Raw genomic sequence first — 23,181 nt, 5'->3', positions numbered from 1 at the left:
TTCTATATGACAACTTTTGCTCAAAAAACAATTTATCAAGTTTATCCAAAATCTTTTTTTGATACAGATGGTGACGGGATTGGCGATATTCCTGGAATCACTGCTAAACTTGATTATCTACAAAAATTAGGGGTTGAAATGATTTGGATTAATCCATTTTATCCTTCCCCTCAAAATGATAACGGTTATGACATAGCCGACTATACAGCTGTTGATCCGTTGTTTGGAACGATGCATGATGTTTCTACTCTGATTCGTGAAGGAAAAAAAAGAAACATTGGAATTATGATTGATTTAGTACTTAATCATACTTCTACTGAACATCCTTGGTTTCAAAAGGCTTTGGCGGGTGATCCATTTTACCGTGACTTCTATTTTTTCCGTGAAGGTAAGAGAGACGGCACTCCTCCAACAAACTGGGAATCCAAATTTGGTGGTAATGCTTGGGAAAAATTACCCAATTCGGCAGAGTACTACTTGCATTTATATGATGTCACACAAGCTGATTTGAACTGGGAAAATCCTAATGTCCGGGATGCACTTTATGATGTAGTTAATTTTTGGATTGATAAAGGTGTGGAAGGTTTCCGACTAGATGTCCTTAATGTTATTTCGAAACCTAAATTTTTAGAAGATGATTTTGAAGGTGATGGCAGACGTTTCTATACGGATGGTCCTAAAATTCACACTTATTTAAAGGAACTACATGAACGCACTTTTGGTGAAAAACCAATTATTACTGTTGGCGAGATGTCGTCTACTGATATCGCTAATTGTGTTCGCTATAGTAATCCGGAAGAAAAAGAATTATCCATGGTATTTCATTTTCATCATCTGAAAGTAGATTATCCAAATGGTGAAAAATGGCGTTTAGGGGAAATGAATTTTGCAACTTTAAAATCTATTTTCCATACATGGCAAGTAGCTATGTCTGAGGAAAACGGTTGGGATGCGCTGTTTTGGAATAATCACGATCAGCCAAGAGCTCTGGGGCGATTTGTCTCTGATTCGCCTGCACATAATTATCATGCCGCTACCCTACTTGCTGCAACAACTCATTTTATGCGTGGTACTCCGTTTATTTACATGGGCGAAGAAATTGGGATGATGAATCCAAAATTCCCTACGATTAATGATTATGTTGATATTGAAACTCTAAATCATTTCGATATTTTACAACAACAAGGATTTTCTGAAGCAGAAGTAATGGCGATTATTAAAGAACGCTCCCGTGATAATAGCCGCACACCAATGCAATGGGATAATACTGAAAATGCAGGTTTTACAACTGGAAAACCTTGGCTAAAAGTAGCAGAAAATGCAAGTGAAATTAATGCTCAGCAAGCTTTACAAACGAAAACAAGTATTTTCTATTTTTACCAAAGATTAATAGCTCTACGGAAAGAATATCCTGTCATTCAAAATGGCGATTATACACCTACTCTTACGGATGAAGATTCTGTTATCGCTTATACACGTTCGCTTGAAGATTCTAAGCTACTCTCGATTCACAACTTTGCTTTAGAAAAGCAGATTTTAACGCTTCCAAGTGAATTCTCAAATGCTAAAATCTTACTTTCTAACTATCAGCGGGAAGAGCTTAATTCGACCATAGAGCTTTCTCCTTACGAAACACTAACTTTACTTCAATAATAAAAAGCCCGAGACACTTTCTCGGGCTTTTTAGCGCCTTCTAGCAAAATCAATAAAACGAAACTTATCCAGTCGATGGCGAGATTCTGTATATTGAAATAGCGTAGTATCTTTTAAAAACACTGTGCTTTTTACGACAACAACATGCGTATCTCCATGGAGTGCTAAATATTTTTTATCAGTAGCATTTAACGGCTCCACAGTAATTTCTTTTTGTGCATAACTTATTTCGTAGCCTTTTTCATTTTCTAAATATTGATACAGCGAATCTTCAAGGATACTGTTTTCAATTGGTTCGATCGTTTCATCTAGTAAATAATCATAATCTAATATAGTTGCTTCTTCTATATAACGTACTCGTAAAATTTCGAGACATGAAGACCCGCGCTGAAGTCCCGCGAAGTCAGCAATTCGATCTGGTAAGGTCGTTCGTTCATTTTTAATAACTTTTGTCGTTGCATTCATATGCTCAGACTCTTGCAATTCCTTAAAGCTAGTAAGTCCAGAAACAGGAAATGAATATCGCTCTCGATCAATGACAATAGATCCTTTTCCTTGAAGTTTCTGAATGCAGCCATTTTCGAGTAATAATACGAGTGCTTTTCTAATAGTTTCACGGGATACTGAAAAACGCTTAGCCAGAACATTTTCACTTGGAAGTAATGTCCCTGCCGGATAAACGCCTGATGTAATATCATGCTCTAGTTCTAAATAAATATCGAAAAATTTATTTTTTTTATTCAAATTAATTCACCCACCGTAATTGTAGCATATTTGCAATTAAATGTAACCGAAATTTATTAACCCGCTTTATTACCAAAATCACGTGAAATTTGTTACACTAATATTAGAAAGTATTGTTCACGTGTTTGATTTAAGAGGAGGTAATTTTTTTGACTAAAGTTATTTTAACCATAATTGCAATAATAGTTCCAGCATTTTTAGGATTTTTACTTGCTTATCAAATTTATAAGAAAAAAACTGCCACTTATATGCCACTTAAAAATGAGTTTGTGCACTGGGCAAAGTAAGCGTAAGTTAAGGGGGGAAATAATATGAAAAAAGCAGCAAGCGAAAAACCACTTGTCATTAAAATTGTTATCAGTGTTCTTATCGGATTATTTTTACTTAATTTAATGCCATTCTTAGCTATTTTTGGTTAATTTTTTTACTTAAAAGTGCTTGAAGGTCATTATTTTTTATGGTATATTGTAAATTGTGTTGAAATGAATAGCAATTTTTTATGGTGAGACAATTAATGGCAGAGATGTCAGTTAATGCTTTTTTTATAAAAAGACTCCAGAGTGCCGTTTTGGTGGTATTCTTGGGTTTTTTTTTGTGTGGAAAGGAGAAATGGAGATGAAAAAGAAAACTGGTTGGAACATTGCAAAAATTATTGTAGGAGCGTTGATTTTTTCACTCGCAGTCAATGTTTTTGCTATCCCAAATAATCTTGGTGAAGGTGGCGTTACTGGGTTAACGATGATGCTTTATTACTTACTCGGCTGGACTCCAGCGATTACGACGCTCATTTTCAACGGTATTTTACTTATTATAGGCTATAAATTTCTAGATCGAATGACTATTGTGTGGACGATTGTCGCTATTAGTTTCACTTCCCTATTCTTACATTTTTCTGAGCCACTTGCTTTTTTGGCGAACCAAACCATTGTAGCTGCGATTTTTGCCGGGTTAATGATGGGAATTGGTATGGGACTAATTATGAATGGTGGCGGAACAACTGCTGGTAGTGCCATTCTAGCAAAAATTGCTAATAAATATCTTGGATGGAATACTAGCTATGCGTTATTATTCTTTGATTTAATTGTTGTTATCCCATCTGTTTTTGTTATTGGTTTCGAAAATATGTTGTTTACTGTCGTTTCGCTTTATATTTCGACCAAAGTACTGGATTTCATTCTTGAAGGTTATAATCCTAAAAAATCTGTTACAATTATTTCTGACTACTATGAGGAAATTGCTACAGAAATTGATGCCAATTTGGAACGCGGAATTACGCTATTTAACGGGCAAGGATTCTACATGCGCCAAGATAAAAAAATTCTTTATATTGTAATTAGTCGTGATCAGCTTCTACCACTTACCAAAATTGTGAATAAATATGATGAAAAAGCATTCTTTATTATTAATGATGTTCAAAGTGTGGTTGGTGAAGGTTTTACAAAACAAATAACAAGCGAATAATGTCGAAAAGGATAACTTATGTTACAATAATGGGGAAATTATTATTAGTAAGTGAGGCGTCCTTATGAAAATGTCTAAACCAGCATATATCGTTTTGCTTGTTGTCGGCTTGGTTTTTGTTTTTTTAGGACTATCTAACATTGGGATTTCGATTTTCTGGGATTTTAGTGATTTAGAAAACTTGATGGTTGGCTTATTGTTAATCATTATTGGGACAATTACACTTAGAATCCGCTATTCGTTTAAAAAAAGAGGATAGAAAAGCACTGCAGTCAACTTTTGCAGTGCTTTTCTAATGGATTCTATTAAAAAATAACGTTTTCTTGGATAACATCTAATTTTTTTATAATGATATAGCGATTACGCATCGTAATTACCCCTTCTGTTTTTAATTGTTGAAAAATACGATTGACGCTACTCGCAGAATTTATCCCACAAAAATGACCAATTTCTTCATTACTCACTAAAAAGTCGATTAAATATTGGTTGTCTTCTATTTCCACTCCGAATAAAGTATAAAGCTCATATAATTGCGTACAGATTGCACCCAATTTCCCATTCATCAGCATTTGTTGCATTTTTTTGATAGATTGGAGCAATCGCGTTCGATAATAATCTTTTACATAAAATTGTAAATCCTGATCCTGATTGACGTCTTTCCAAAATCGAACTCGGTCAATTTGATAAAGCTCAGCACTGTCTGATTCCACGCGAATGTTAAATGGTGCATTGGCAAACTGAGAGTACTCATCTTTTAAAAGAGACACAATATCCATTTTATTGATATAGCCTAGATTAAATTCTCGGCCATCTCTAGAAATAATACTTGTTTTAATAATTCCCTTTTTTAATATATAGACATAAGAATCTTCCAGTCCTTCATAAGTTAAATATTTCCGTTTTTTTCTAGTGATTATTTGGAAATCATTGGAACTTACGTAGTTATCAAGTATGTCATAATCCATTGTGCACCGTCCTTTTTTCTTTGTACTAATAAACTAACTTATTAATCATACAAAATAATATTACCATTTTTTTCAACATTTGTTATACATATTTGTATATATCAGAAAGATTTACCAAATTAAAAAGTATCCAAAAGAAAAATCCCCTATAATATTGCTTGTCGCTGAGAAAAATAACAGATTACAAGTAGAAAGGGATTTTATTTTATGAAAGAAAAATTATTTAATAAGGGGTTTATCTTGATTACATTGATTAACTTTGTTGTTTATCTGGTTTATTATTTGCTGATGGTTATTATCGCCGTAATCGCCCAAGAGGAATTGAATGCGTCACTTGGTGAGGCTGGTTTTGCTTCCGGTATTTATATTATCGGGACTTTACTTGCCAGATTATATATGGGTAAAAAGTTAGAATTACTAGGACGTCAGCGAGTTTTAAGATATGGCATTTTATTTTTCTTACTAACTACGGTAGCTTACTTATATATGCCGACCATTGGGATAATGTTCTTTATTCGCTTCTTAAATGGTTTTGCGTATGGAACAACATCTACGGCCACCAACGCGATTGTAACAGCCTACATTCCTCCATCTAGAAATGGAGAAGGAATTAATTATTACGGTCTTAGCACGAGTCTCGCAGCTGCTATTGGTCCTTTTATTGGGATGATTTTATTAAGTCATACAAATTTTTATACGATTATTATTTTCTCTTCTGTCATTGTTTTCCTAACAGCCATTCTTTGTTTCTATCTTCCAGTTAAAAATATTGTTTTAACACCCGAACACAAAAAAGCTTTACAAACTTGGACTGTGAAAAGTTTTATCGAATACAAAGTTATTCCAATTACGTTTATTGCCTTTTTAATGGGGATTTCTTATTCCAGTGTACTCACATTCCTCGCTTCTTATGCAAGAGAAATTAATTTAGTAAGTGCTGGAACTTTTTTCTTTGTTGTTTATGCGTTGGTTATTACCTTTACAAGACCGATGTCCGGGAAAATCTTTGATGTGAAGGGCGAAAAATATGTTATGTACCCTAGTTATATCTTTTTGGCAGTAGGTTTAGTAGTTTTAAGCACTGCGACTTCTAGTTTAGTTTTACTTATTTCAGGTGGACTGATTGGCTTGGGTTACGGCACCTTTATGTCAAATGGCCAAGCAGTTTGTTTAAAAGTTTGTGAGCCACATCGAATTGGGATTGGGTTATCTACTTATTTTATTGGGCTTGATTTAGGCTTAGGAATTGGTCCTTATATTATGGGCGAAATCCATCATGTATTGTCGTTCCAAGGCATTTATATTATTGCAGGTTTGATTGCCTTTTCCTGTATTTTCATTTATATGTTTTTATCTAGAAAAAAATCGGTTCATAACACAGTAGAACAAATACAAGGGAGCGAAGAAATATGAATAAATTATTATTAGTTACAGCAGCAGGATATATCGTTGGAATTCACGCTGCTGAGACAGAAAAAACAGCTTCCATTCTTTTAAGTGATGTATATATTAATAACCCTGCACAGCGATTAATTGATCACTTTGAAAGTTTAGAAATTGCTAAAGAACAAATTATTGGCCACAAAAAGTTATCCACAGAGGATGCCAAAGATTTAATTAGTAGATGGCAAGCAAACTACTTTACCACTTCATGATATTAGTAAAAGCATTGCGCTAATGGTAGTTATTCATAAGCAAGTATAGTTTCATTTCAGTAGAGGCATTGAAATCATGCCTCTTTTTTTATACCATTTTTTTAGTGAGTGCACCTAAATCACTTAAGCCGAATTTATAGTGTACTTCAATTTGGATTCTTTCATGAATAATTATCTCATCAATTCGTGCAAGTAATAATTCGGTAGTGAGTTGATAGCACTTCAAAAAACTAAAGCCCAGATACATTGCTATTTACGTAATTAAAATTAATCTTACAGTTCTTGTATCGGACTATCAAAAATAAAAGGATTATGCAAATCTTTTTTCTCATTAAATAAAATATTATGATAGTATTGCGTTTTATAATCAAGCATTTTCAATTGTTTTTCAATTTTTTGTAATTCAGCTCGCATGACCTCGCGTTGTTGTAACATTAGGTTGTAACGCTCTTCTGTTGTTGCGTCACCTTCAACACACATATTTATATAATGCTTCACTTGCTCAATGGGAAGCCCAGTTGTTCGCAGACATTGAACAACATATACCCACTCTAAGTCTTTTTCAGAAAATTGACGTACATTATTTTTATCCCGATGTACAAAAGGAAATAATCCATGATCATCATAAAACCGTAATGTATGTGCAGAGATATTCATTATTGTGGCTACTTCTTTAATTGTATAAGTCATATTTTTCACGCTCCTACTATATTTGCTTGACTGAGACTAACTCTAAGGTGCTATGCTTTTATTGTATCATAATAAGAAAGGAGAATATCATATATGTCTAATATCAAAGGAAAAGTTATTGTAATTACAGGAGCAAGTAGTGGTATTGGTCGAGCAACTGCTCTATTGCTATCGAAAAAAGGAGCGAAAATTGTCTTGGGAGCCCGTCGTGAAGATCGCTTAAAAACAATTGTTAAGACAATTGTTGATAACGGAGGTGAAGCAATTTATGCCGTGACAGATGTCACAAAGAAAGAAGAAGTCGATGAATTAGTTCGAGTATCATTAGCTACATTTGGTCAAGTTGATGTTATGTTTAACAACGCAGGAATTATGCCATTATCTCATGTAGAATCTTTTAAAACTGATGAATGGGATAAGATGGTGGACGTGAATATCAAAGGTGTTTTACATGGGTTAGCAGCCGTTATGCCAATTATGCTTGAAGCAGGCGATGGTCAGATTATCACAACAGGTTCAGTCGCTAGTTATAATGCAGAACCCACAGGGGTTATTTATGCAGGAACAAAATTTGCTATTCGTGCAATTCATGAAGGCCTTAGAAGGGAACTTGATGGACGTATCAAACTTACCCTACTGGCTCCTGGGGTGACAGATACTGAATTAGGAGAAGATATTACAGAAGAAGACATTATAAACGGACTTAAAGAAATTAGAAAGTTAGCTATTTCACCTGAAAGTATTGCAGAAGCAGTTTTATTTGCCATTAATCAGCCAAGCAATATTGATACATCAACTATTGTTGTACGGCAACGAGGAGGGAACGCATAAATTTATGAGTGGGTTATTATTATGGATATATTAATTGCTTTAATACCTGCAATTGCTTGGGGAAGTATCGGATTAATTGCTGGAAAACTTGGTGGGAATTTTCGTCAACAAACACTAGGAATGACAATGGGTGCATTCATTATAGGGCTACTTTCCCTTTTTATTTTCACACCGTATTTAAGTACAGCAACATGGATTATTGGTTTGATTTCAGGACTATTTTGGGTTTTGGGGCAAAGCATGTATTTTCAATCCTTTTATAAAATAGGTGTTTCAAAAACAGTACCAATGTCAACTGGTCTGCAATTGATAGTTAATACAATGGTTGCTGTATTGATTTTTCAAGAATGGCAAACAAATCGGGATTATCTTCTTGGCAGTACTGCTATTATCCTACTTATTCTTGGGGCGATATTCACCGCGTATGAAGAAAAACAGATAATGAAAAAAGAAAATTCCAAAGGCTACCTAAAGTTTCTTCCATTACTGATATCTACTGTAGGATTTGTGTTATATACAATTATAGTAAGGTATGGACAAGTGATGTACGATGTTGAATCTACCGCAGTGATACTTCCGCAAGCTGTGGGAATGTTAATAGGAGCTCTCTGTATTTGCAAGAAGAAAGATATAATTGAACGAAAAACAAGGTTAAATATCCTTACTGGTCTTACATGGGCGATTGGTAACTTATTTATGTTTATTGCAATGGAAAAAGTTGGACTCGCAACAAGCTTTTCTCTTTCTCAGGCAGGTATTGTTATTTCAACCCTAGGCGGAATATTTATTTTAAAAGAAGCCAATACAAAACGAGAATTGTTCCTAACAGTGATAGGGTGCTTCCTAATTATAATTGGTGGAACTCTTCTAGGGATGGTCAAGTAGCGCTGAAGCTTAGACATAACTAAAACACAATAATGAAAATAGATAAGCAGGAATCATTATATATCGCCATTAAAAAAATGGAATAGAGATGATTCCTGCTTATTATTTATGTTAGAGATAATTTGGTCTAGCCCCCACCATTATCAGTTTATTCGTCGTCTCTCTCAATAAATGTATTTACTTCCTTTCGATGTGCTAAAGAAGGAGAAGCGAATACTACTTTCTCCGTTACGCTTTTAAAAAATACCAAATACTAGAAAAAGTTTAGTATTTAGTGAGGTACTTACCTAGGCACAATGCTTTTTATAAAAGTTGATGACTTATATCTAATAATATATTTTCATGATAGTCGGTCGAAATTTCTATTCTGTTTGATTTATGGGGAATATGTTGGAGTATGTACGGGAGATTATTGACAATGCCGGTATTTTCAGGATTTAAAATCCAAGTTTTTTTCTTAAAATCAAGTATGCCTTCCTCTGTAGCTATGGGAGTTGAGCACTGATAATTATCAGGAAGTTTTGCGATAAATAAATGCATGCCGCCAAGATTTTCTCCACCGACAAACCATTTCATTACGCCAATATCACGAATCTGATAATCCGTTGCGGGAATGCCTGTTTCTTCGGCAATTTCACGTTTAATCGAATGAAGAAGCGATTCCCCTTGCTCAATTTTCCCACCTACTCCATTCCAACTTCCCATCCACGGACTTGTTTGTCTATTTAATAATAAAATTTCATCTGCACGCTCGATAAAGCAAAGTGTATATTGATACATGTTTCCACCTACATTTTCATTTTTGTTTTAGTATAGCACAAATAACAGCATCCGCGTTTTAGTAGGGAGACGGATGCTGTCAGGTGAGATATTTCATTGAAAAAAGGTTATTCTTAATATAACGAATAAATATGAATAGACTATGAACAAACTATGAAAGTTCATTTTTAATTTTCTGCAGTAAAAAATCTCCTTGTTTGGTGATGCTATAATATTTCTGTTTAATATTACTTTCATCACGTTGAATAAAACCATGGAATTCTAGCCAATAAGTGCAGTATAAAAGCTGATTTCTAGTAGAATCTCCAACAACATCATTTTCCAAAAAATTAATCGTTAATGATTTTATGTTATACGTTGGATTTTTAACGACATTTAGTACCATTAGAATAAGACTATTACTAGGTCTTTCCATGCCAGCAACCTTCTTTTCTTTAAATTATCGCTTTCTTGCTTCGTTCACTTTTAGCTGTCTACCTTTTACTTTACGCGAACGCATCATTTCAAGCACAGCTGGTCCTTTACCATTAAGAATTTCTACAAATGACACATGATCTTCTATAGTAATAATACCGATATCTTCTGATGTAATTCCTTCTAATTTTGAAATGGTTCCTACAAAATCCACAGCTCGAATTTTTTTCTTTTTCCCGCCATTAAAGTACAGTTTCATAATATTTTTATTCAGCTTTTCGCCACGAGCTTTTTTGATGGTTGGACGTTTTTGTTGTTTCTTGCGGAAAGCTTCTTCGCTTGCCTTTACTTCGATAATGGTTGGTTTACGTTTCTTTTCAATCGTGATTTTTAGCATATCTTCCATATCTCTAAGTAAGGGATTTTCGTTTGTTTTGACAAAACTGATTGCTTTTCCACTGTTTCCCGCGCGACCAGTACGACCGATTCGGTGCACATAGTTTTCTTTTTCGATTGGTAAGTCATAATTAATTACTAGCGTGACATTTTCCACATCAATCCCACGACCAGCTACATCTGTTGCAATTAAAAAGCGCGATTTGCCACTTTTAAAATCATCCATCGCACGGAAACGCTCTTCTTGTCGTAAACCTCCATGGATTTTAGCTGTATTTACTTGTAGTAAGTCACTTAGTTCATCTACTTGATTTTTAGTGTTACAAAAAATAATCGCACTATCTGGATTTTCTGTGATTAAAACATCTTGGAGCGTCTTTTCTTTATTCTCTGTTTGCATTTCGATATGTGTGATTGGGTTTGTTTTTTCTGCTGCCATTTCAATAACAATGGGATCGTCTTGATATCGTTTGATTAAATCTTGCATTTCCTCTGGCATTGTTGCCGAAAAGAATAGATTTTGGCGCTTTTTAGGTAAAAACTGCAAAATATCTTCTACTTGATCAATGAATCCCATACTTAACATTTCGTCTACTTCATCTAAAACTAAGTAAGCAACTTTATCCACGTTAAGTGTGCCTTTTTCAATATGGTCTAACAAACGCCCCGGGGTTCCAACGACGATATGATTTTTTTGGCTTAATTCTAATTTTTGTTTAGCAAAGGGAGATTGCCCATAAATTGCTGCAGCTTTAATGCGTTTAAATCTACCTATATTAGTGCATTCCGTTTTAACCTGCATAGCTAGCTCTCTAGTTGGAACGATAATTAATGCTTGAGGTTTGTTTTCTTCCCAAATGACTTGTTCAGCAATTGGAATCGCAAATGCGGCTGTTTTACCACTTCCTGTTTGTGATTTTGCCACAATGTCTTTTCCTGTTAATGCAACAGGGATAACTTCCTTTTGAACAGGTGTCGCTTCTTTATATCCTAGTTCATTAATTGCTCGTTTAATTTCTTCACTTAAATTTAAATTATTCATGTCAGTCCTCATTTCCTCATCCCATCATACCATATTTGTTCCCCTAGGATAATACGAATTGTTTGTACTTCCTGCTTTCTTCCTCTAAAATGAATTATAAGCCCCCAAAACAAGGAGGAAAATAATGAATTTAGAGGATTTAAAGAATAAAGTAACGGAGTCATTGCCACTGGATAAATTAGGACAACTGACAGAAGATGCCACTACTAAAGCTTCTGAACTCGGCGATCAAGCAACTAATGTAACCGAAAATCTGCAAGATAAAGCTACCAATATTACAGAGAACCTACAAGATCAAGCAAGCGGACTTACAGAAAACATAGAAGATACTGCAAATGAATTGACTGGTGGTTTTTTGGATAAGATAAAGAATTTATTTCAATAAAAATAGCCTCTTATTAGAACTATTTCTAATTAAGAGGCTATTTTTTAGTTAGTTGCTGTTTTAACTGCTTCGATATGCGCTCCGTTCTCAAAATCATGATTGATGAAGTTTACAAGGCGAAATGCGCTATGTTCATATTCGAATTTTAAAATGCACCCGTTTTTCAACCCACTTATTTTGCCAATTTTACTTGTGTTTTCCCAGTAACGGGCAAATTGCGCACATGCTGCTCCATGAGAAACAGCCAAAATCACTTCATGCGGCTCTTGACTCATAATACGCTCCATCGTCGAAACTATCCGCTTTTGGAAGTCTTTTTCTCGTTCCCCGCCATATGCAGCAAAAAAGTCTCCGTATGGTAGTGCTGGATTTAACTCTTCACTTTCCCCTTCAAATGTTCCAAAATTCCACTCTTTCAATCCTTTTAATCTTATGTAATCCATTTTTGTGACTAATTCTAATGTGTCTGAAGCTCTTTCTGATGTGGAACTGTAGACTTTATCAAACTGGATATTATTTTCTTGAAAGTAGCTTCCCGCTATTTTGGCTTGTTTGATTCCAAGTTCTGTCAGTGGTGCATCACAAAAACCTTGAATTTTTTTTCGTTCATTAAACAATGTTTGTCCATGACGCATTAAATATACTATTTTTTTCATCTAATTCCCTCCAAAATATGGCTTATTTATAGTCTACCATCCTGGAGTAACTCCAAGTCAAACAATTGATTATCTTAATTTTTCCTCTTTTCAACTGCATCTGCTATAATAAAATCACTTAAATGATTCTTACTTGAACGAATATAAATCGAGGAGGAGTTCCAATGGTTTTAAATGTTTATTTGACTTTCCGGACACAATCCAGAGATGCTATTACGTTTTATGAAGAAGTTTTTGGGGGTACATGTACAGATTTAATGACGTACGGCGAAGTCCATCCAGAAAATGAACCGATTGATGACGAGGTAAAAGATCTAGTGATGAATGCTAGTTTGCTGATTGATGGGGTAAAAGTGATGTTTTCTGATATTCCTAAATCTATGCCACTCACTTTTGGTGATAATATTACCTTAGTGATTGATACAGCTGATGAAATGCAACTTACTAAGCAATTTAACCAACTTTCTGAAGGTGGTACAGTCATCATGCCACTTACCAAGACTTTTTGGTCAGAAAAATATGGTCAGGTTACTGATCGCTTTGGTATTGGTTGGCAATTTAATTTATCTTAATTTCAAAAAAGAATCTGGAATAGCTTTCAGGTTCTTTCTTTTCATCCAATTTGCAAGGCCTTTCATTTTAAGTTAAAATAACACGTACCACAGAATGATAAACAAGTGAAACGAGGTATTCTTTTATGGCAAAAACGGAATTAAATCCAAAAGTAGATGCTTTACTTAACAAACCAAGCAACTGGCAAGCAGAATTTAAAGCTTTAAGAGCAATTGCAGTCGAGTTTGGACTAACAGAAGAGTTCAAATGGGGCAAACCTTGTTACGCTTTAAACAGTGGCAATATCTTCCTCATTCATGGCTTTAAAGAATACTGTGCCCTTCTATTTATGAAAGGTGCGCTACTACGTGATCCTGCAAATATTTTAGTACAACAAACCGAAAATGTGCAAGCTGCAAGGCAAATCAGATTCACTAACCTTCAACAAATTTTAGATATGGAGTCTACTTTAAAAAGTTACATTCAAAATGCAATCGAAGTAGAAGCTGCAGGTCTAAAAGTGGCGATGAAGCAGGATAGAGAATTCCCTATTCCCGAAGAACTTCAAACGAAATTTGACGAGCTACCTGCATTTAAAGAGGCATTCGAAGCTTTAACGCCTGGACGTCAACGAGCTTACTTGCTATTTTTTGCAGCACCAAAACAATCTAAAACACGGGTTTCACGGATTGAAAAATACCAGGAACAGATATTTGATGGATTAGGACTCAATGATTAAATTTAATGAAGCGCCGACACGAGGCTTAAGATTGTTTTGTATCGGTGCTTATATTTTAGCTATTTTGTTCTTCGTTTATGTCATCCTCTCTTAATAAATTTTACGCTTCATTTTCAATTGAATTATCTTGATTTATGGTTATTTTTCATATAGAAGTCAAATAAATATGTATATTTATTAGGATGTTGATCCCCCTAAAAAAAGATCTCAAAAATAAATTTGAGATCTTTGAAAGATTATTCTTTTTTCTTTTTAATAGTTGGTATAATTGCTATTGAATAGGCAATCGTTGCAATAATCAATACGCTAATATCAAAATTTTTAAATAAAAGTGTCCCCGCAGTAAATATTACAATGAAAAAAAGTATGTATCCAATCCATTTTTTATAATTCAAGATGGTTAGCTCCCTAATAGTTTTTATCTTCTCACTTTTTGATAACTCGTTTTTACTGGACCTTTCCAAGTCGTTTTACTGTTTGAAAATTCATTTATAACTTTATAATAGTAATATTTTTTATCTGATTTTTTGTAAATCGTTTGCCTCATATATTTATAGGTATCAAATAAACCACTTAATCCTGTTGTAATCATCGCTCTAGCAGCTGCTTTTCCCATTCGTACGGAACCAAGACCACCAGCAATCAAAGCTCTGTATACAAGGTTAACTCCTATGCTTTCTAAATTAACTACTTGTTTGGAAACATATTTATAACTAGATCCACCACCATCCGTTTGGTTAGAAGTAACCATTTGGATGATTGGTTCTGCACTCGTTTCTAAATTGCTATTTAAGAAATTAACAGCCTTGCTATTGGTAGACATCTTCCCTCCTATACTATTTTCTTCTTGATTCTCATTAGCTAATGAGACTGATGGTGCTATGTTTGCAAAAATGAAACAAGCGGCTACTGTAATTATCCATTGTTTTTTCATGTTTTCCCTCTTTCTAAGATGTTTTAGAAATATAGGATAACATGAGTAAGGTATGTATAACCGAAACTGTAAAGAAGTGCTACCTTTTTATTTCAGATGGCAATAAAAATGGTTGTCTTAAGAAAATTGTTACATGGGCTTGAGCCTGATAATGATTTTTATGCTTAAAATATTCTTTCTTTGAGTCATTATTTACAATTTATGCAAAGTTAAATTAAGCTGTCACAAAAAATTCATTTTTGAATAAGTTTACTATCTATTTTTATAGTAACTAGGAAGAATTTATTACTATTTTTAACATAATTTTAAAATAAGGACTGTATATATATGTATATAGATTAGTTGTTGTATTATAACAAAAACAGGAGTTCCTGTCACTAGATTAATATATTCGAGACTTCCTTGCTGGGCTTGTATTGGTGTAGTTTATTTGAGAATCATTTTGTTTATATATTATTATAAAAATAAAATAGCTCGTTTTTCTTTAACAAAAAATGCTCTATTGAAGTGTATTATTAAATAGGCATACTATCCTCTACTCGTTTATATTAAAGGAGTATATTTTATAGACCAGTTCTAGCCCTTACAATTATTTTATCTATTTAATTTGTACTCCAATAAAGCCCTCTTAGGTTTGAAAAAGGCAGAATCATACTTAATTCCTCTACTCTTTACTCTCCTTTTAAATAAAATAGAAAGATCAAAAAGAATTATCAAGGGTTAATAAAAACCTACTTACATACTTCACAATCTTTTTAACCTGTTTCAAATATGTATCTCCACTTAAAAATTATTTATAAGAAAAAGTTAGTATTTTACTTGTATAGATATTTTTTATTAAATCAAAATATAAAAAACCCCCGCAAAATGCGAGGGTTTAGATTTTTTGAAATCCTCCAAGTTTTATCCTAAAATCCTTGATGTCAGCGTGTCAATGGCTGTTTCACCATACCAGTAAATGTGGTACTTACTTTCCCCACTTGGATACGTTCCCCAAATTTATAACTTACTTCTTTTTTATAAGCTGGCAAGTTCCAAATAATATCATCATATATATAGGCTCCGTTATCTGTAATACATTTTGGAGTAACTAAGCTTCCATCTGGTTTTTTAACCGTAACTGGAATAACCAAGTCTGGCTCGTAAGTCACCGGTGTTTCAACTATTTTTTGATAAACCACATCTAGAGAGGTTAAATTTTTCAAACCATATAATGGTGTTAAATCACTTATTTGATTCACTTTCAAATCTAATACTTTTAGATTGGTTAAATTTTTCAATGGAGTAATATCCTTTATTTGATTAGAAGCTAAAAATAGCACTTCTAATTTATTAAAATGTTGTAATCCTTCCAGGGACTTAATGTTGCTTTCATTACCATTTAATCCTTGTACGCTATCTAGTTCCTTTTGAGAAACTACATCTGTAACACTTTGTTTTCCTAAAGTTCGTTTTACTACTTTCGCTAGATCAGGATCTGGAAAAATTTGATTAATAGGCATCGGATGTAAAATATTTGCGGCATGTACCTTTGTTCCAGAACCAATATTAATACAAAAACCTACAATTAATACTAACATTGCTACTACTACACTTTTTAACCAATTACTTTTTCTCACTGATCTTCACTCCTTTAAAAAAATTAGAAAAGGAAAATTTTCATGCGGAACCTTTCTGAAAATTTCTCTTCATTCAAATTCTTTCACATCCATTTTCCTCATCTCTATATACACATCATACTTGAAATATAAATTCTCGTCATTAACAAATGTTAAACGATTCCACTTTTTAGATAAACATTATAAATGTGTATAGCTTTTCATACTAATAAAGGATGAATTTACTGCAAAAAGTACCAATTAAAACGGAAATAAATGAACACAAAAAATCTTCAAATCGTTTACTATCTTTTAATTCCTAGGGGTTCACGTTTTGAAGATTTTCTTAAGTTAATATAATGGGCTAAGGGAAATTAATATATATTGTATAAAACTATTTGAAGTTAGTTATCATCATTTATTTTGTTAAACCACATAGGTAAAATGAAGCTCTTTTTTTAGTCTCTAGCTTCTTTGGGTATAATGGCTGGATAACCACACCATTAAATACGACCTCTGTTTTCCCAACTCGTACAAGCTGCGCAAATGTATAGCATACTTTTTCCTTACAAACAGGTAAGTTCCATTTGAGTTGACCATTTGTATAGCTTCCGTTATCGCTAATATAGCTTGGGGTAATTAAGACTTTATCCGGACCTTTAATAGTATTTGGAATAACTAATTTGGGTTTGTATACTAATGCTTCCTTTACACATTTCTGATTAGCCAAATCAAGCGAGGTTAGATTCTCTAATCTTGCTAATGGGCTTAAATCTTCTAGTTCATTTCTATTTAAATCCAATGTTTTTAGGTTGGTTAAATTAGCAAGGGCATCAATGTTTTTCAGCTGATTTTTACTAATAAACAATGTTTCTAGTTGCGTCAAATTAGCAAGGGCATCAACCTGTGTGAGTTCATTATCTTCGAGCGATAAACGGACTAATTTGTTACTTGGAATGCCATTCAAATTTTCTAGCCTATTTTTATCCAAACAAAGTATCGCTAAATTAGTTAAATCTTTTAAAGGAGTAAGATCTCGGATGTGATTACGCGACAGATATAACTCTTTTAAATTAGTAAAGTATTGTAAGCCATCAATAGATATAATAGTGCGACCATTTCCATTGAATATTTGCACTTCATCTAGTTCCCTTTGCGAAACAACATCTGTTACATTGCTCTTTTTAAGGGTTTCTTTCACTCTTTCCGCTAGATCAGGATCTGGAAAGATTCGATTAATTGGCAGCGGGTGTGGAATATTAGCTGCTTGTGCCTTTGTTTCCAAACTCATGTTGACGCATACAACAAAAACTGTTACTAAAATTGTTATTAAAACATTTTTCAACCAGTCATTTTTCCTCAACGATTTACACTCCCCTTACATAAATTAGAAACACCAAAAACAATTTTCGAATGGACTATATTTTGTCACCTAACTAAATATCCACAAATCTTTTACACATTTCAATTATATATTCTAGTAAAAGAAAAGAATTATGTATATAACAAAAGTTAATTTTTTTCGCTTGTTTTCGCGGAGAAATAAACCTAAAACTCGTTATGCTAACCTCATCCTATCTAATACAATTTCTTTAATTTAATTGATTCAACCTGAATTTTGACTACTTTCCAACTGCGAAAGTGAATAATAATCTTTTCAAAAATGTTATTGAACTCTAAAAAAAAACACACTATACTATAAAATGAATAATAAATGACTTTATTTCATTAAAAATGATGGAGGAAATATGGAAAAATTTAAAATTATAAAAACAATACCCAAAATATGCGGTGCTTTCATTTTTTTACTCTTTTTCACATTTTTATTTGGCCACTATGGTGAGCTGAAAACACAAGCTAGTGATGAGTATCCAGGTAATTTTAAGATTACTTCACACAACGTTTATTTATTTTCTAGAAATATATATCCTAATTGGGGACAAATGCACCGAGCTGATTTAATTGCACAAGCGGACTATATGAAAAATAATGATGTCGTCATTTTAAACGAAGCCTTTGATACAAGTGCTTCACATCGACTATTAAATAACCTTAGAGAAATGTATCCTCATCAAACACCCGTAATTGGGAGAAGTAAACATGGTTGGGATAAAACGGAAGGAAATTATTCCAATTTTGCTTTGGAAGATGGTGGAGTGGCTGTCGTTAGCCAGTGGCCTATTGTCGAAAAAAGCCAACATATTTTTCAGCGCGGCGGTGGCGCAGATCGGCTCAGTAATAAAGGATTCGCCTATGTTAAAATTATGAAAAACGGAAAACCTTATCATATAATTGGAACTCATACCCAAGCGGATGACTCGCTTATTTCTAAAGATACTAGCCGGGCGATTCGTGCAGAACAAATGCAAGAAATTCAAACATTTATTGCCAAGAAAAATATCCCTAAAGATGAAATTATCTTTATTGGAGGCGATTTGAACGTAAACTACGGTACAGATGAATATCATGATATGTTAAAGCTTTTAAATGTTAGCTCTCCGGCAAACTTTAACGGACAGATGGCTACTTGGGATCCAACGACTAATTCGATGTTAAAAGAAAGTTATCCTAAAGCAGCACCAGAATACCTTGATTATATTTTTGTTGAAAACGGTCATGCACGTCCACATTCATGGCATAACAAAGTCTTGCATACCAAGTCACCACAGTGGTCTGTGAAATCTTGGTTTAAAACTTATACGTATCAAGACTTTTCAGATCATTATCCTGTAGTTGGTTTCACTGATAATAACTAAAAACCAAATACAATTTTAAAATTGAAGTACTGTCATTTATTATTCCAACTAGTTGTATTCAGCGTGTGAAGCTAAAAAGTATCAATAAGAACTTTTTAGCTTCACACGTATTTTTTATCTTGAAATTTATCCTACACATTTTGATTATAAAAAATCAGGAATATCAATCTAGCTTAATAATAAATAAACACTCCTTTATAAACGAAAAGCCCTCGCAAAATGCGAGGGTAACAAATCTATAAATACTATTTTTGAACCCATTAAAATCTTCTAGTTTACTTAAATGAGGCATTAAATCCCTAGAAATTGTTCCCACTAAAAGAGAGTCTTAAGCCCTCTAATGCTATCATTTGTTAAACCATTATTATCGATGTTTCTAATGGATAGATTCTGGAATTACTTGGCTATTGAGGTTGGTTTTCATTGACTGGTGTCTTTAAATATAGCGGTTGTATCACTACACCATCAAATTTGGTCTCGATTTCCCAAATTCGTACATTTTTGCTAAACATATAGACTACTTCTTTCTTATAAACAGGTAAATTCCATGTAATATAACCGTTTGCGTATTCTCCATTATCACTAATATCTGTCGGGGAAACTAGTGCGCTATTTGGCCCTTTGACCGTATTTGGAATAACGACTTTTGGTTGGAATTCTACTGGCTCATTCACGCATGTTTGCCATGACGCATCTAGTGAATTCAGCTTTTTTAACCTTCTTAATGGACTTAAATCCCTTAACTCATTTTTCTTCAAATTTAATGTTCTAAGTTTGGTTAAATTGGCAAGTCCGTTAATATTTCTTAGCTTATTTTTACTCATAGATAAGCTTTCTAGGCGCAGCGAATCGCTAAGTGGATCTGCATCTGAGAGTTCGTTATCATCTACTACTAAGCGAACTAATTTAGCAGTTGGAATTCCGTTTAAACTTTTCAGCTTATTCTTATTCAAATAAAGTGTGGATAAGTTAGTTAAATCCTTTAACGGACTAAGATCGCTTATTTGATTCTCGGATAAATGTAACTCCTCTAAATTAGTTAAAAATTGAAGCCCTTCAAGAGATTTGACATTGCTTTCATTGCAATTAAAGTATTTCCTTATACTATTTAGTTCCTTTTGCGTAACAATATCTGACACGCTCTTCTTGCATAGAATTCTTTTCACTTCATTCGCTATACCTGGATCCGGAAAAATTTCATTAATAGGAAGCGGTTTGGAGATACTTACAGCGTGAGATTCATTTCCTTTATCTAATTCATCCTCTGACCCAACATCCGTACTATTCTTTTTTCTTAGACTTTCTTTGCGTCTTTCTGCTTGATTAGACTCCGATAAATCTTTTTCGTTTTCACTATCAGATATCTTAGAGAGTAAGGGCTGTATCACTGTGCCATCAAATAGTGCTTTCGTTTCTCCAACCCTTACAATTTTGCTAAAATGATAGCTTACTTCACTTGTATAAGCAGGTAAGTCCCATGTAACTTGGTCATTTATATACATTCCATTATTACTAATAAAACTTGGGGCAATCAATTTTTTATTTGGGGCTTTGATAGTATTTGGAATAACCAATTTAGCGTTATATTCCACTGGTTCATTCACACATTTTTGACAAGTCAAATCTAGCCAGCTTATCTTCTTTAGTCTTTTTAATACAGATAAATTTCTTAATTCATTTCTACTCAAATCCAATAATTTTAGTTTGGATAAATGAGAGAGCCCTTCAATATTTTTTAGTTTATTTTTACTTATAGATAAAGTCTCTAGATGCTTTAAATGAACAAGCGAATCGGCATCTCTGAGTTCGTTATCATCTACCAATAAGCGAACTAATTGAGCAGTGGGAATATCACTTAAATTCTCCAGTTTATTTTTGTTTATACACAATAGGCTCAATTTAGTTAAATCTTTTAAAGGACTAAGATCACTTATCTCATTACGAGACAAATACAGCTCTTTTAAATTAGTAAAATATTGTACGCCTTCAAGAGATTCGATCTTGCAACCATTGCCATTAAATTCTAGTACAAGATTGAGCTCCCATTGTGAAACTAAATCAGTTACACTCTTCTTTCCTAAACTTCTTTTCACTTTTTTCGCTAAACCAGGATCTGGAAAAATTTGATTAATAGGTAACGGCTTTGGGATACTCGCAGCCTGTACCTTTGTTCCAAAATCCATCGTAACACATAAACCTACAATGAAAACTAGCATAGTTACAACTTTTTTCATCCAATTATTTTTTCTCAATACATTGCACTCCTTTTACATAAATTAGCAACACTCAAAGAATCTTCGGACGGATAGTACCTTCCATATCACCATCTAAAAATAGCTTCAACATGTTCCAACTGTGTATTTTAGCTAAAAAAAGAAACAATTCATACAACAAAAGTTAATACTTCCACTCATTATCAAGGAGAAAAATGACTAAATACTGACGCTAACTTGCTCTCATGCAATCGTAAACCTTATGAATAATTAGAATTATTTTCTTACTGCTTATTATTACAACTTACTTCCTCCGTTTACTCTTGTAATGAACATAACAGTTTATCTCCATCATATCTCGTATATTTTGATTACATAAAAAAGCTCTCACTATTAAGCGAGAGCATGAAGTATACACGAATGTATCTTTACATACACCTAGCCACTGTGCACAATTCTCTAATTATAAACGTAATATTATTTCTAAAAACACTATTTTTCCACCCATTAAAAACTTCTAGTTTGGTTAAATTAATCATTAAATTCCTAGCATTTGTTCATTTATTTCCTTTCCGGTTGGTATCACATAAGTAGAGATTTCTTAAGTTGCATAAACATTGCACTTCCTCTATTTTCATCGTGAAATTCATTCGCCTTATCTAATTCACTTTTTGGACTAATATCCGTAACTGCCTTTTTTCTTAAGCCTTTTTTTAGTGCTTCTGTTAGACTTGCTGCTGGTAAAGTTTGGTTAATAGAGGGTGCATTTTCAGCAGCAGGTGCCTCTAATTCCACTGGCTGTATTACTACACCACTAAATAGAACGTAGTCTTTCCCAATGTTTAGAATATCCTTAAATCTATAGCTTACTTCCGTTGTATATGTCGGCAACTCCCATATAACATCCGTATTTATATATTCTCCATTATCGCTAATAAAATTTGGTGTAACTGACTTTCCGCTCATGTCTTTAATCGTATTTGGAATAACCACTTTTGGTTTGTATACAACAGGATTATTGGTGCAGGTTTGTTCTTCTGCATCTACATACTCTAAATTCTTCAGCCCTTCTAATGCCCATAAATCTCTTAATTGATTGTTACTCACATACAAACATCTTAATTTGGTCAAGTTAGCTAATGAATTGATGTCTTTTAGCTTATTCTGCTTTAAAGATAATACCTCAAGTTGACTCAAAGAAGCAAGCGCGCTAATATCACTTATATGATTATAAGATAGATATAACTTTGTTAAATTAGTAAGATATTCTACCCCTTTAATAGATTTAATGTTGCAACCATTACCATTTAACTTTTGTATTTCATCTAGTTCTCTTTGTGAAACAACCTCTGTAACACTTTGCTTTCCTAATTGTCGTTTCACTGCATTCGCTAAACCATAATCCTGAAAAATTTCATTTATAGGTATCGAATGTAGAATACCTGCAGCATATACCTTTGTTCCAAAGTAAATATTAGCACAAAAACCTACCATTAATACTAAAATTGCTACTACTACACTTTTTAACCAATCTTTTTTTTTCAACGATTTACACTCCTCTTTTATGAATTAGAAACATCAAAAAGAATTTTCATATGAATAGATTTTGTCAACTAACCACTTCCAATCCTTTTAAACATAACCCAATTATTTATTTTAGCTAAAAAAAAAGTTGTTTATATAACAAAAGTTAATATATTTGCTCGTAACTATAATTTTTTATTGTAAAAATATATTATATGATAAATTGCCTTTGTATATTAATATCCACTTTCTTCCAGGTTATATGTTTAGTCAAAAAAATACACCCTAATGCTAGATTTTTAAGTCTA

25 protein-coding genes and 2 pseudogenes are annotated in these 23,181 nt (G+C 33.2%); 12 read left to right on the top strand and 15 right to left on the bottom strand.

What is annotated here, in order from left to right:
• Positions 1–6: 6 nt before the first annotated feature.
• Positions 7–1,653: an alpha,alpha-phosphotrehalase gene (gene treC, locus CKV67_RS06210; RefSeq protein ID WP_014092658.1), complete on the top strand. Its 1,647-nt coding sequence runs from the start codon at positions 7–9 to the stop codon at positions 1,651–1,653.
• Between the two features lie 30 nt (positions 1,654–1,683).
• Here treC and treR read toward each other — a convergent pair whose 3' ends face one another.
• Complete coding sequence (gene treR, locus CKV67_RS06205) at positions 1,684–2,397, bottom strand: trehalose operon repressor (protein ID WP_014092657.1); 714 nt, start codon at positions 2,395–2,397, stop codon at positions 1,684–1,686.
• A gap of 149 nt (positions 2,398–2,546) precedes the next feature.
• On the opposite strand from treR, the gene CKV67_RS14655 reads away from it, so the two are divergent.
• The 3 genes from CKV67_RS14655 (at position 2,547) to CKV67_RS06195 (ending at position 4,117) form a co-directional block, all read left to right on the top strand.
• Positions 2,547–2,684 carry a hypothetical protein gene (locus CKV67_RS14655; RefSeq protein ID WP_014092656.1) on the top strand — a complete coding sequence of 46 codons (138 nt, stop codon included), beginning with the start codon at positions 2,547–2,549 and terminating at the stop codon, positions 2,682–2,684.
• 328 nt (positions 2,685–3,012) lie between these two features.
• Positions 3,013–3,858, top strand: a complete 846-nt coding sequence (locus CKV67_RS06200; RefSeq protein ID WP_014092655.1) for a YitT family protein — start codon at positions 3,013–3,015, stop codon at positions 3,856–3,858.
• Positions 3,859–3,922: 64 nt separating this feature from the next.
• Positions 3,923–4,117 (top strand): hypothetical protein, encoded by a 195-nt coding sequence (locus tag CKV67_RS06195; RefSeq protein ID WP_014092654.1) that lies wholly within the window; start codon positions 3,923–3,925, stop codon positions 4,115–4,117.
• A gap of 46 nt (positions 4,118–4,163) precedes the next feature.
• Here CKV67_RS06195 and CKV67_RS06190 read toward each other — a convergent pair whose 3' ends face one another.
• On the bottom strand, positions 4,164–4,823 hold the full coding sequence (locus CKV67_RS06190) for a Crp/Fnr family transcriptional regulator (protein WP_014092653.1): 660 nt from the start codon (positions 4,821–4,823) through the stop codon (positions 4,164–4,166).
• 207 nt (positions 4,824–5,030) lie between these two features.
• Here CKV67_RS06190 and CKV67_RS06185 point away from each other — a divergent pair, with 207 nt between their 5' ends.
• A complete protein-coding gene (locus tag CKV67_RS06185; RefSeq protein ID WP_014092652.1) occupies positions 5,031–6,236 on the top strand; it encodes an MFS transporter in 1,206 nt (401 codons plus the stop codon).
• Positions 6,233–6,478 carry a hypothetical protein gene (locus tag CKV67_RS06180; protein WP_003720361.1) on the top strand — a complete coding sequence of 82 codons (246 nt, stop codon included), beginning with the start codon at positions 6,233–6,235 and terminating at the stop codon, positions 6,476–6,478. Before CKV67_RS06185 ends, CKV67_RS06180 begins: the two co-directional genes overlap by 4 nt.
• Positions 6,479–6,566: 88 nt before the next feature.
• On the opposite strand, the gene CKV67_RS14780 is transcribed toward CKV67_RS06180, so the two are convergent.
• Complete coding sequence (locus CKV67_RS14780; protein WP_155522403.1) at positions 6,567–6,704, bottom strand: hypothetical protein; 138 nt, start codon at positions 6,702–6,704, stop codon at positions 6,567–6,569.
• Between the two features lie 47 nt (positions 6,705–6,751).
• A complete protein-coding gene (locus CKV67_RS06175; RefSeq protein ID WP_014092651.1) occupies positions 6,752–7,168 on the bottom strand; it encodes a MerR family transcriptional regulator in 417 nt (138 codons plus the stop codon).
• 93 nt (positions 7,169–7,261) lie between these two features.
• Here CKV67_RS06175 and CKV67_RS06170 point away from each other — a divergent pair, with 93 nt between their 5' ends.
• Positions 7,262–7,999: an SDR family oxidoreductase gene (locus CKV67_RS06170; protein ID WP_014092650.1), complete on the top strand. Its 738-nt coding sequence runs from the start codon at positions 7,262–7,264 to the stop codon at positions 7,997–7,999.
• 21 nt (positions 8,000–8,020) lie between these two features.
• A complete protein-coding gene (locus CKV67_RS06165) occupies positions 8,021–8,884 on the top strand; it encodes a GRP family sugar transporter (RefSeq protein WP_014092649.1) in 864 nt (287 codons plus the stop codon).
• A gap of 303 nt (positions 8,885–9,187) precedes the next feature.
• Here CKV67_RS06165 and CKV67_RS06160 read toward each other — a convergent pair whose 3' ends face one another.
• The 3 genes from CKV67_RS06160 to CKV67_RS06150 form a co-directional block, all read right to left on the bottom strand.
• Positions 9,188–9,664: an NUDIX hydrolase gene (locus tag CKV67_RS06160; protein ID WP_025279904.1), complete on the bottom strand. Its 477-nt coding sequence runs from the start codon at positions 9,662–9,664 to the stop codon at positions 9,188–9,190.
• A 151-nt stretch (positions 9,665–9,815) separates the two neighbouring features.
• Positions 9,816–10,079 carry a DUF3116 family protein gene (locus CKV67_RS06155; RefSeq protein WP_014092647.1) on the bottom strand — a complete coding sequence of 88 codons (264 nt, stop codon included), beginning with the start codon at positions 10,077–10,079 and terminating at the stop codon, positions 9,816–9,818.
• 24 nt (positions 10,080–10,103) lie between these two features.
• Positions 10,104–11,516 carry a DEAD/DEAH box helicase gene (locus CKV67_RS06150; protein ID WP_014092646.1) on the bottom strand — a complete coding sequence of 471 codons (1,413 nt, stop codon included), beginning with the start codon at positions 11,514–11,516 and terminating at the stop codon, positions 10,104–10,106.
• Positions 11,517–11,640: 124 nt separating this feature from the next.
• On the opposite strand from CKV67_RS06150, the gene CKV67_RS06145 reads away from it, so the two are divergent.
• Positions 11,641–11,901, top strand: a complete 261-nt coding sequence (locus tag CKV67_RS06145) for a hypothetical protein (protein WP_025279902.1) — start codon at positions 11,641–11,643, stop codon at positions 11,899–11,901.
• Between the two features lie 44 nt (positions 11,902–11,945).
• Here the strand turns inward: CKV67_RS06145 and CKV67_RS06140 are convergent, their stop codons facing one another.
• Positions 11,946–12,557, bottom strand: a complete 612-nt coding sequence (locus tag CKV67_RS06140; protein WP_014092644.1) for a histidine phosphatase family protein — start codon at positions 12,555–12,557, stop codon at positions 11,946–11,948.
• Positions 12,558–12,721: 164 nt separating this feature from the next.
• On the opposite strand from CKV67_RS06140, the gene CKV67_RS06135 reads away from it, so the two are divergent.
• Together CKV67_RS06135 and CKV67_RS06130 are read left to right on the top strand one after the other, a co-directional pair.
• Positions 12,722–13,129, top strand: coding sequence for a VOC family protein (locus tag CKV67_RS06135; protein WP_014092643.1), 408 nt, complete (start codon positions 12,722–12,724; stop codon positions 13,127–13,129).
• Positions 13,130–13,254: 125 nt separating this feature from the next.
• Positions 13,255–13,848: a YdeI/OmpD-associated family protein gene (locus CKV67_RS06130; protein ID WP_014092642.1), complete on the top strand. Its 594-nt coding sequence runs from the start codon at positions 13,255–13,257 to the stop codon at positions 13,846–13,848.
• A 236-nt stretch (positions 13,849–14,084) separates the two neighbouring features.
• Here the strand turns inward: CKV67_RS06130 and CKV67_RS14630 are convergent, their stop codons facing one another.
• From CKV67_RS14630 to CKV67_RS06115, 4 genes are all read right to left on the bottom strand, one after another.
• Positions 14,085–14,243, bottom strand: a complete 159-nt coding sequence (locus CKV67_RS14630; protein WP_155522404.1) for a hypothetical protein — start codon at positions 14,241–14,243, stop codon at positions 14,085–14,087.
• 23 nt (positions 14,244–14,266) lie between these two features.
• Positions 14,267–14,782 carry a hypothetical protein gene (locus CKV67_RS06125; protein WP_014092641.1) on the bottom strand — a complete coding sequence of 172 codons (516 nt, stop codon included), beginning with the start codon at positions 14,780–14,782 and terminating at the stop codon, positions 14,267–14,269.
• A gap of 923 nt (positions 14,783–15,705) precedes the next feature.
• Positions 15,706–16,401 (bottom strand): internalin N-terminal domain-containing protein, encoded by a 696-nt coding sequence (locus tag CKV67_RS06120; protein ID WP_014092640.1) that lies wholly within the window; start codon positions 16,399–16,401, stop codon positions 15,706–15,708.
• Positions 16,402–16,798: 397 nt separating this feature from the next.
• Positions 16,799–17,743, bottom strand: a complete 945-nt coding sequence (locus CKV67_RS06115; RefSeq protein WP_014092639.1) for a leucine-rich repeat domain-containing protein — start codon at positions 17,741–17,743, stop codon at positions 16,799–16,801.
• A 385-nt stretch (positions 17,744–18,128) separates the two neighbouring features.
• Here CKV67_RS06115 and smcL point away from each other — a divergent pair, with 385 nt between their 5' ends.
• A complete protein-coding gene (gene smcL / locus CKV67_RS06110) occupies positions 18,129–19,136 on the top strand; it encodes a sphingomyelinase C SmcL (RefSeq protein WP_014092638.1) in 1,008 nt (335 codons plus the stop codon).
• Between the two features lie 404 nt (positions 19,137–19,540).
• On the opposite strand, the pseudogene CKV67_RS14700 reads toward smcL, so the two are convergent.
• The 3 genes and pseudogenes from CKV67_RS14700 to CKV67_RS06095 all read right to left on the bottom strand — a co-directional run.
• Positions 19,541–20,356: pseudogene (locus CKV67_RS14700) on the bottom strand (Ig-like domain-containing protein); the annotation flags it as partial.
• A gap of 153 nt (positions 20,357–20,509) precedes the next feature.
• Positions 20,510–21,370: pseudogene (locus CKV67_RS14695) on the bottom strand (internalin N-terminal domain-containing protein); the annotation flags it as partial.
• Positions 21,371–21,931: 561 nt separating this feature from the next.
• Positions 21,932–22,894 carry a leucine-rich repeat domain-containing protein gene (locus CKV67_RS06095; RefSeq protein ID WP_014092636.1) on the bottom strand — a complete coding sequence of 321 codons (963 nt, stop codon included), beginning with the start codon at positions 22,892–22,894 and terminating at the stop codon, positions 21,932–21,934.
• Between the last annotated feature and the right edge of the window lie 287 nt (positions 22,895–23,181).

This window comes from Listeria ivanovii subsp. ivanovii (assembly GCF_900187025.1).
Classification (GTDB): Bacteria; Bacillota; Bacilli; order Lactobacillales; family Listeriaceae; genus Listeria; species Listeria ivanovii.
The sequence above is the reverse complement of the archived record's forward strand: the minus strand, read 5'-3'. Positions and strand labels throughout refer to the sequence as shown.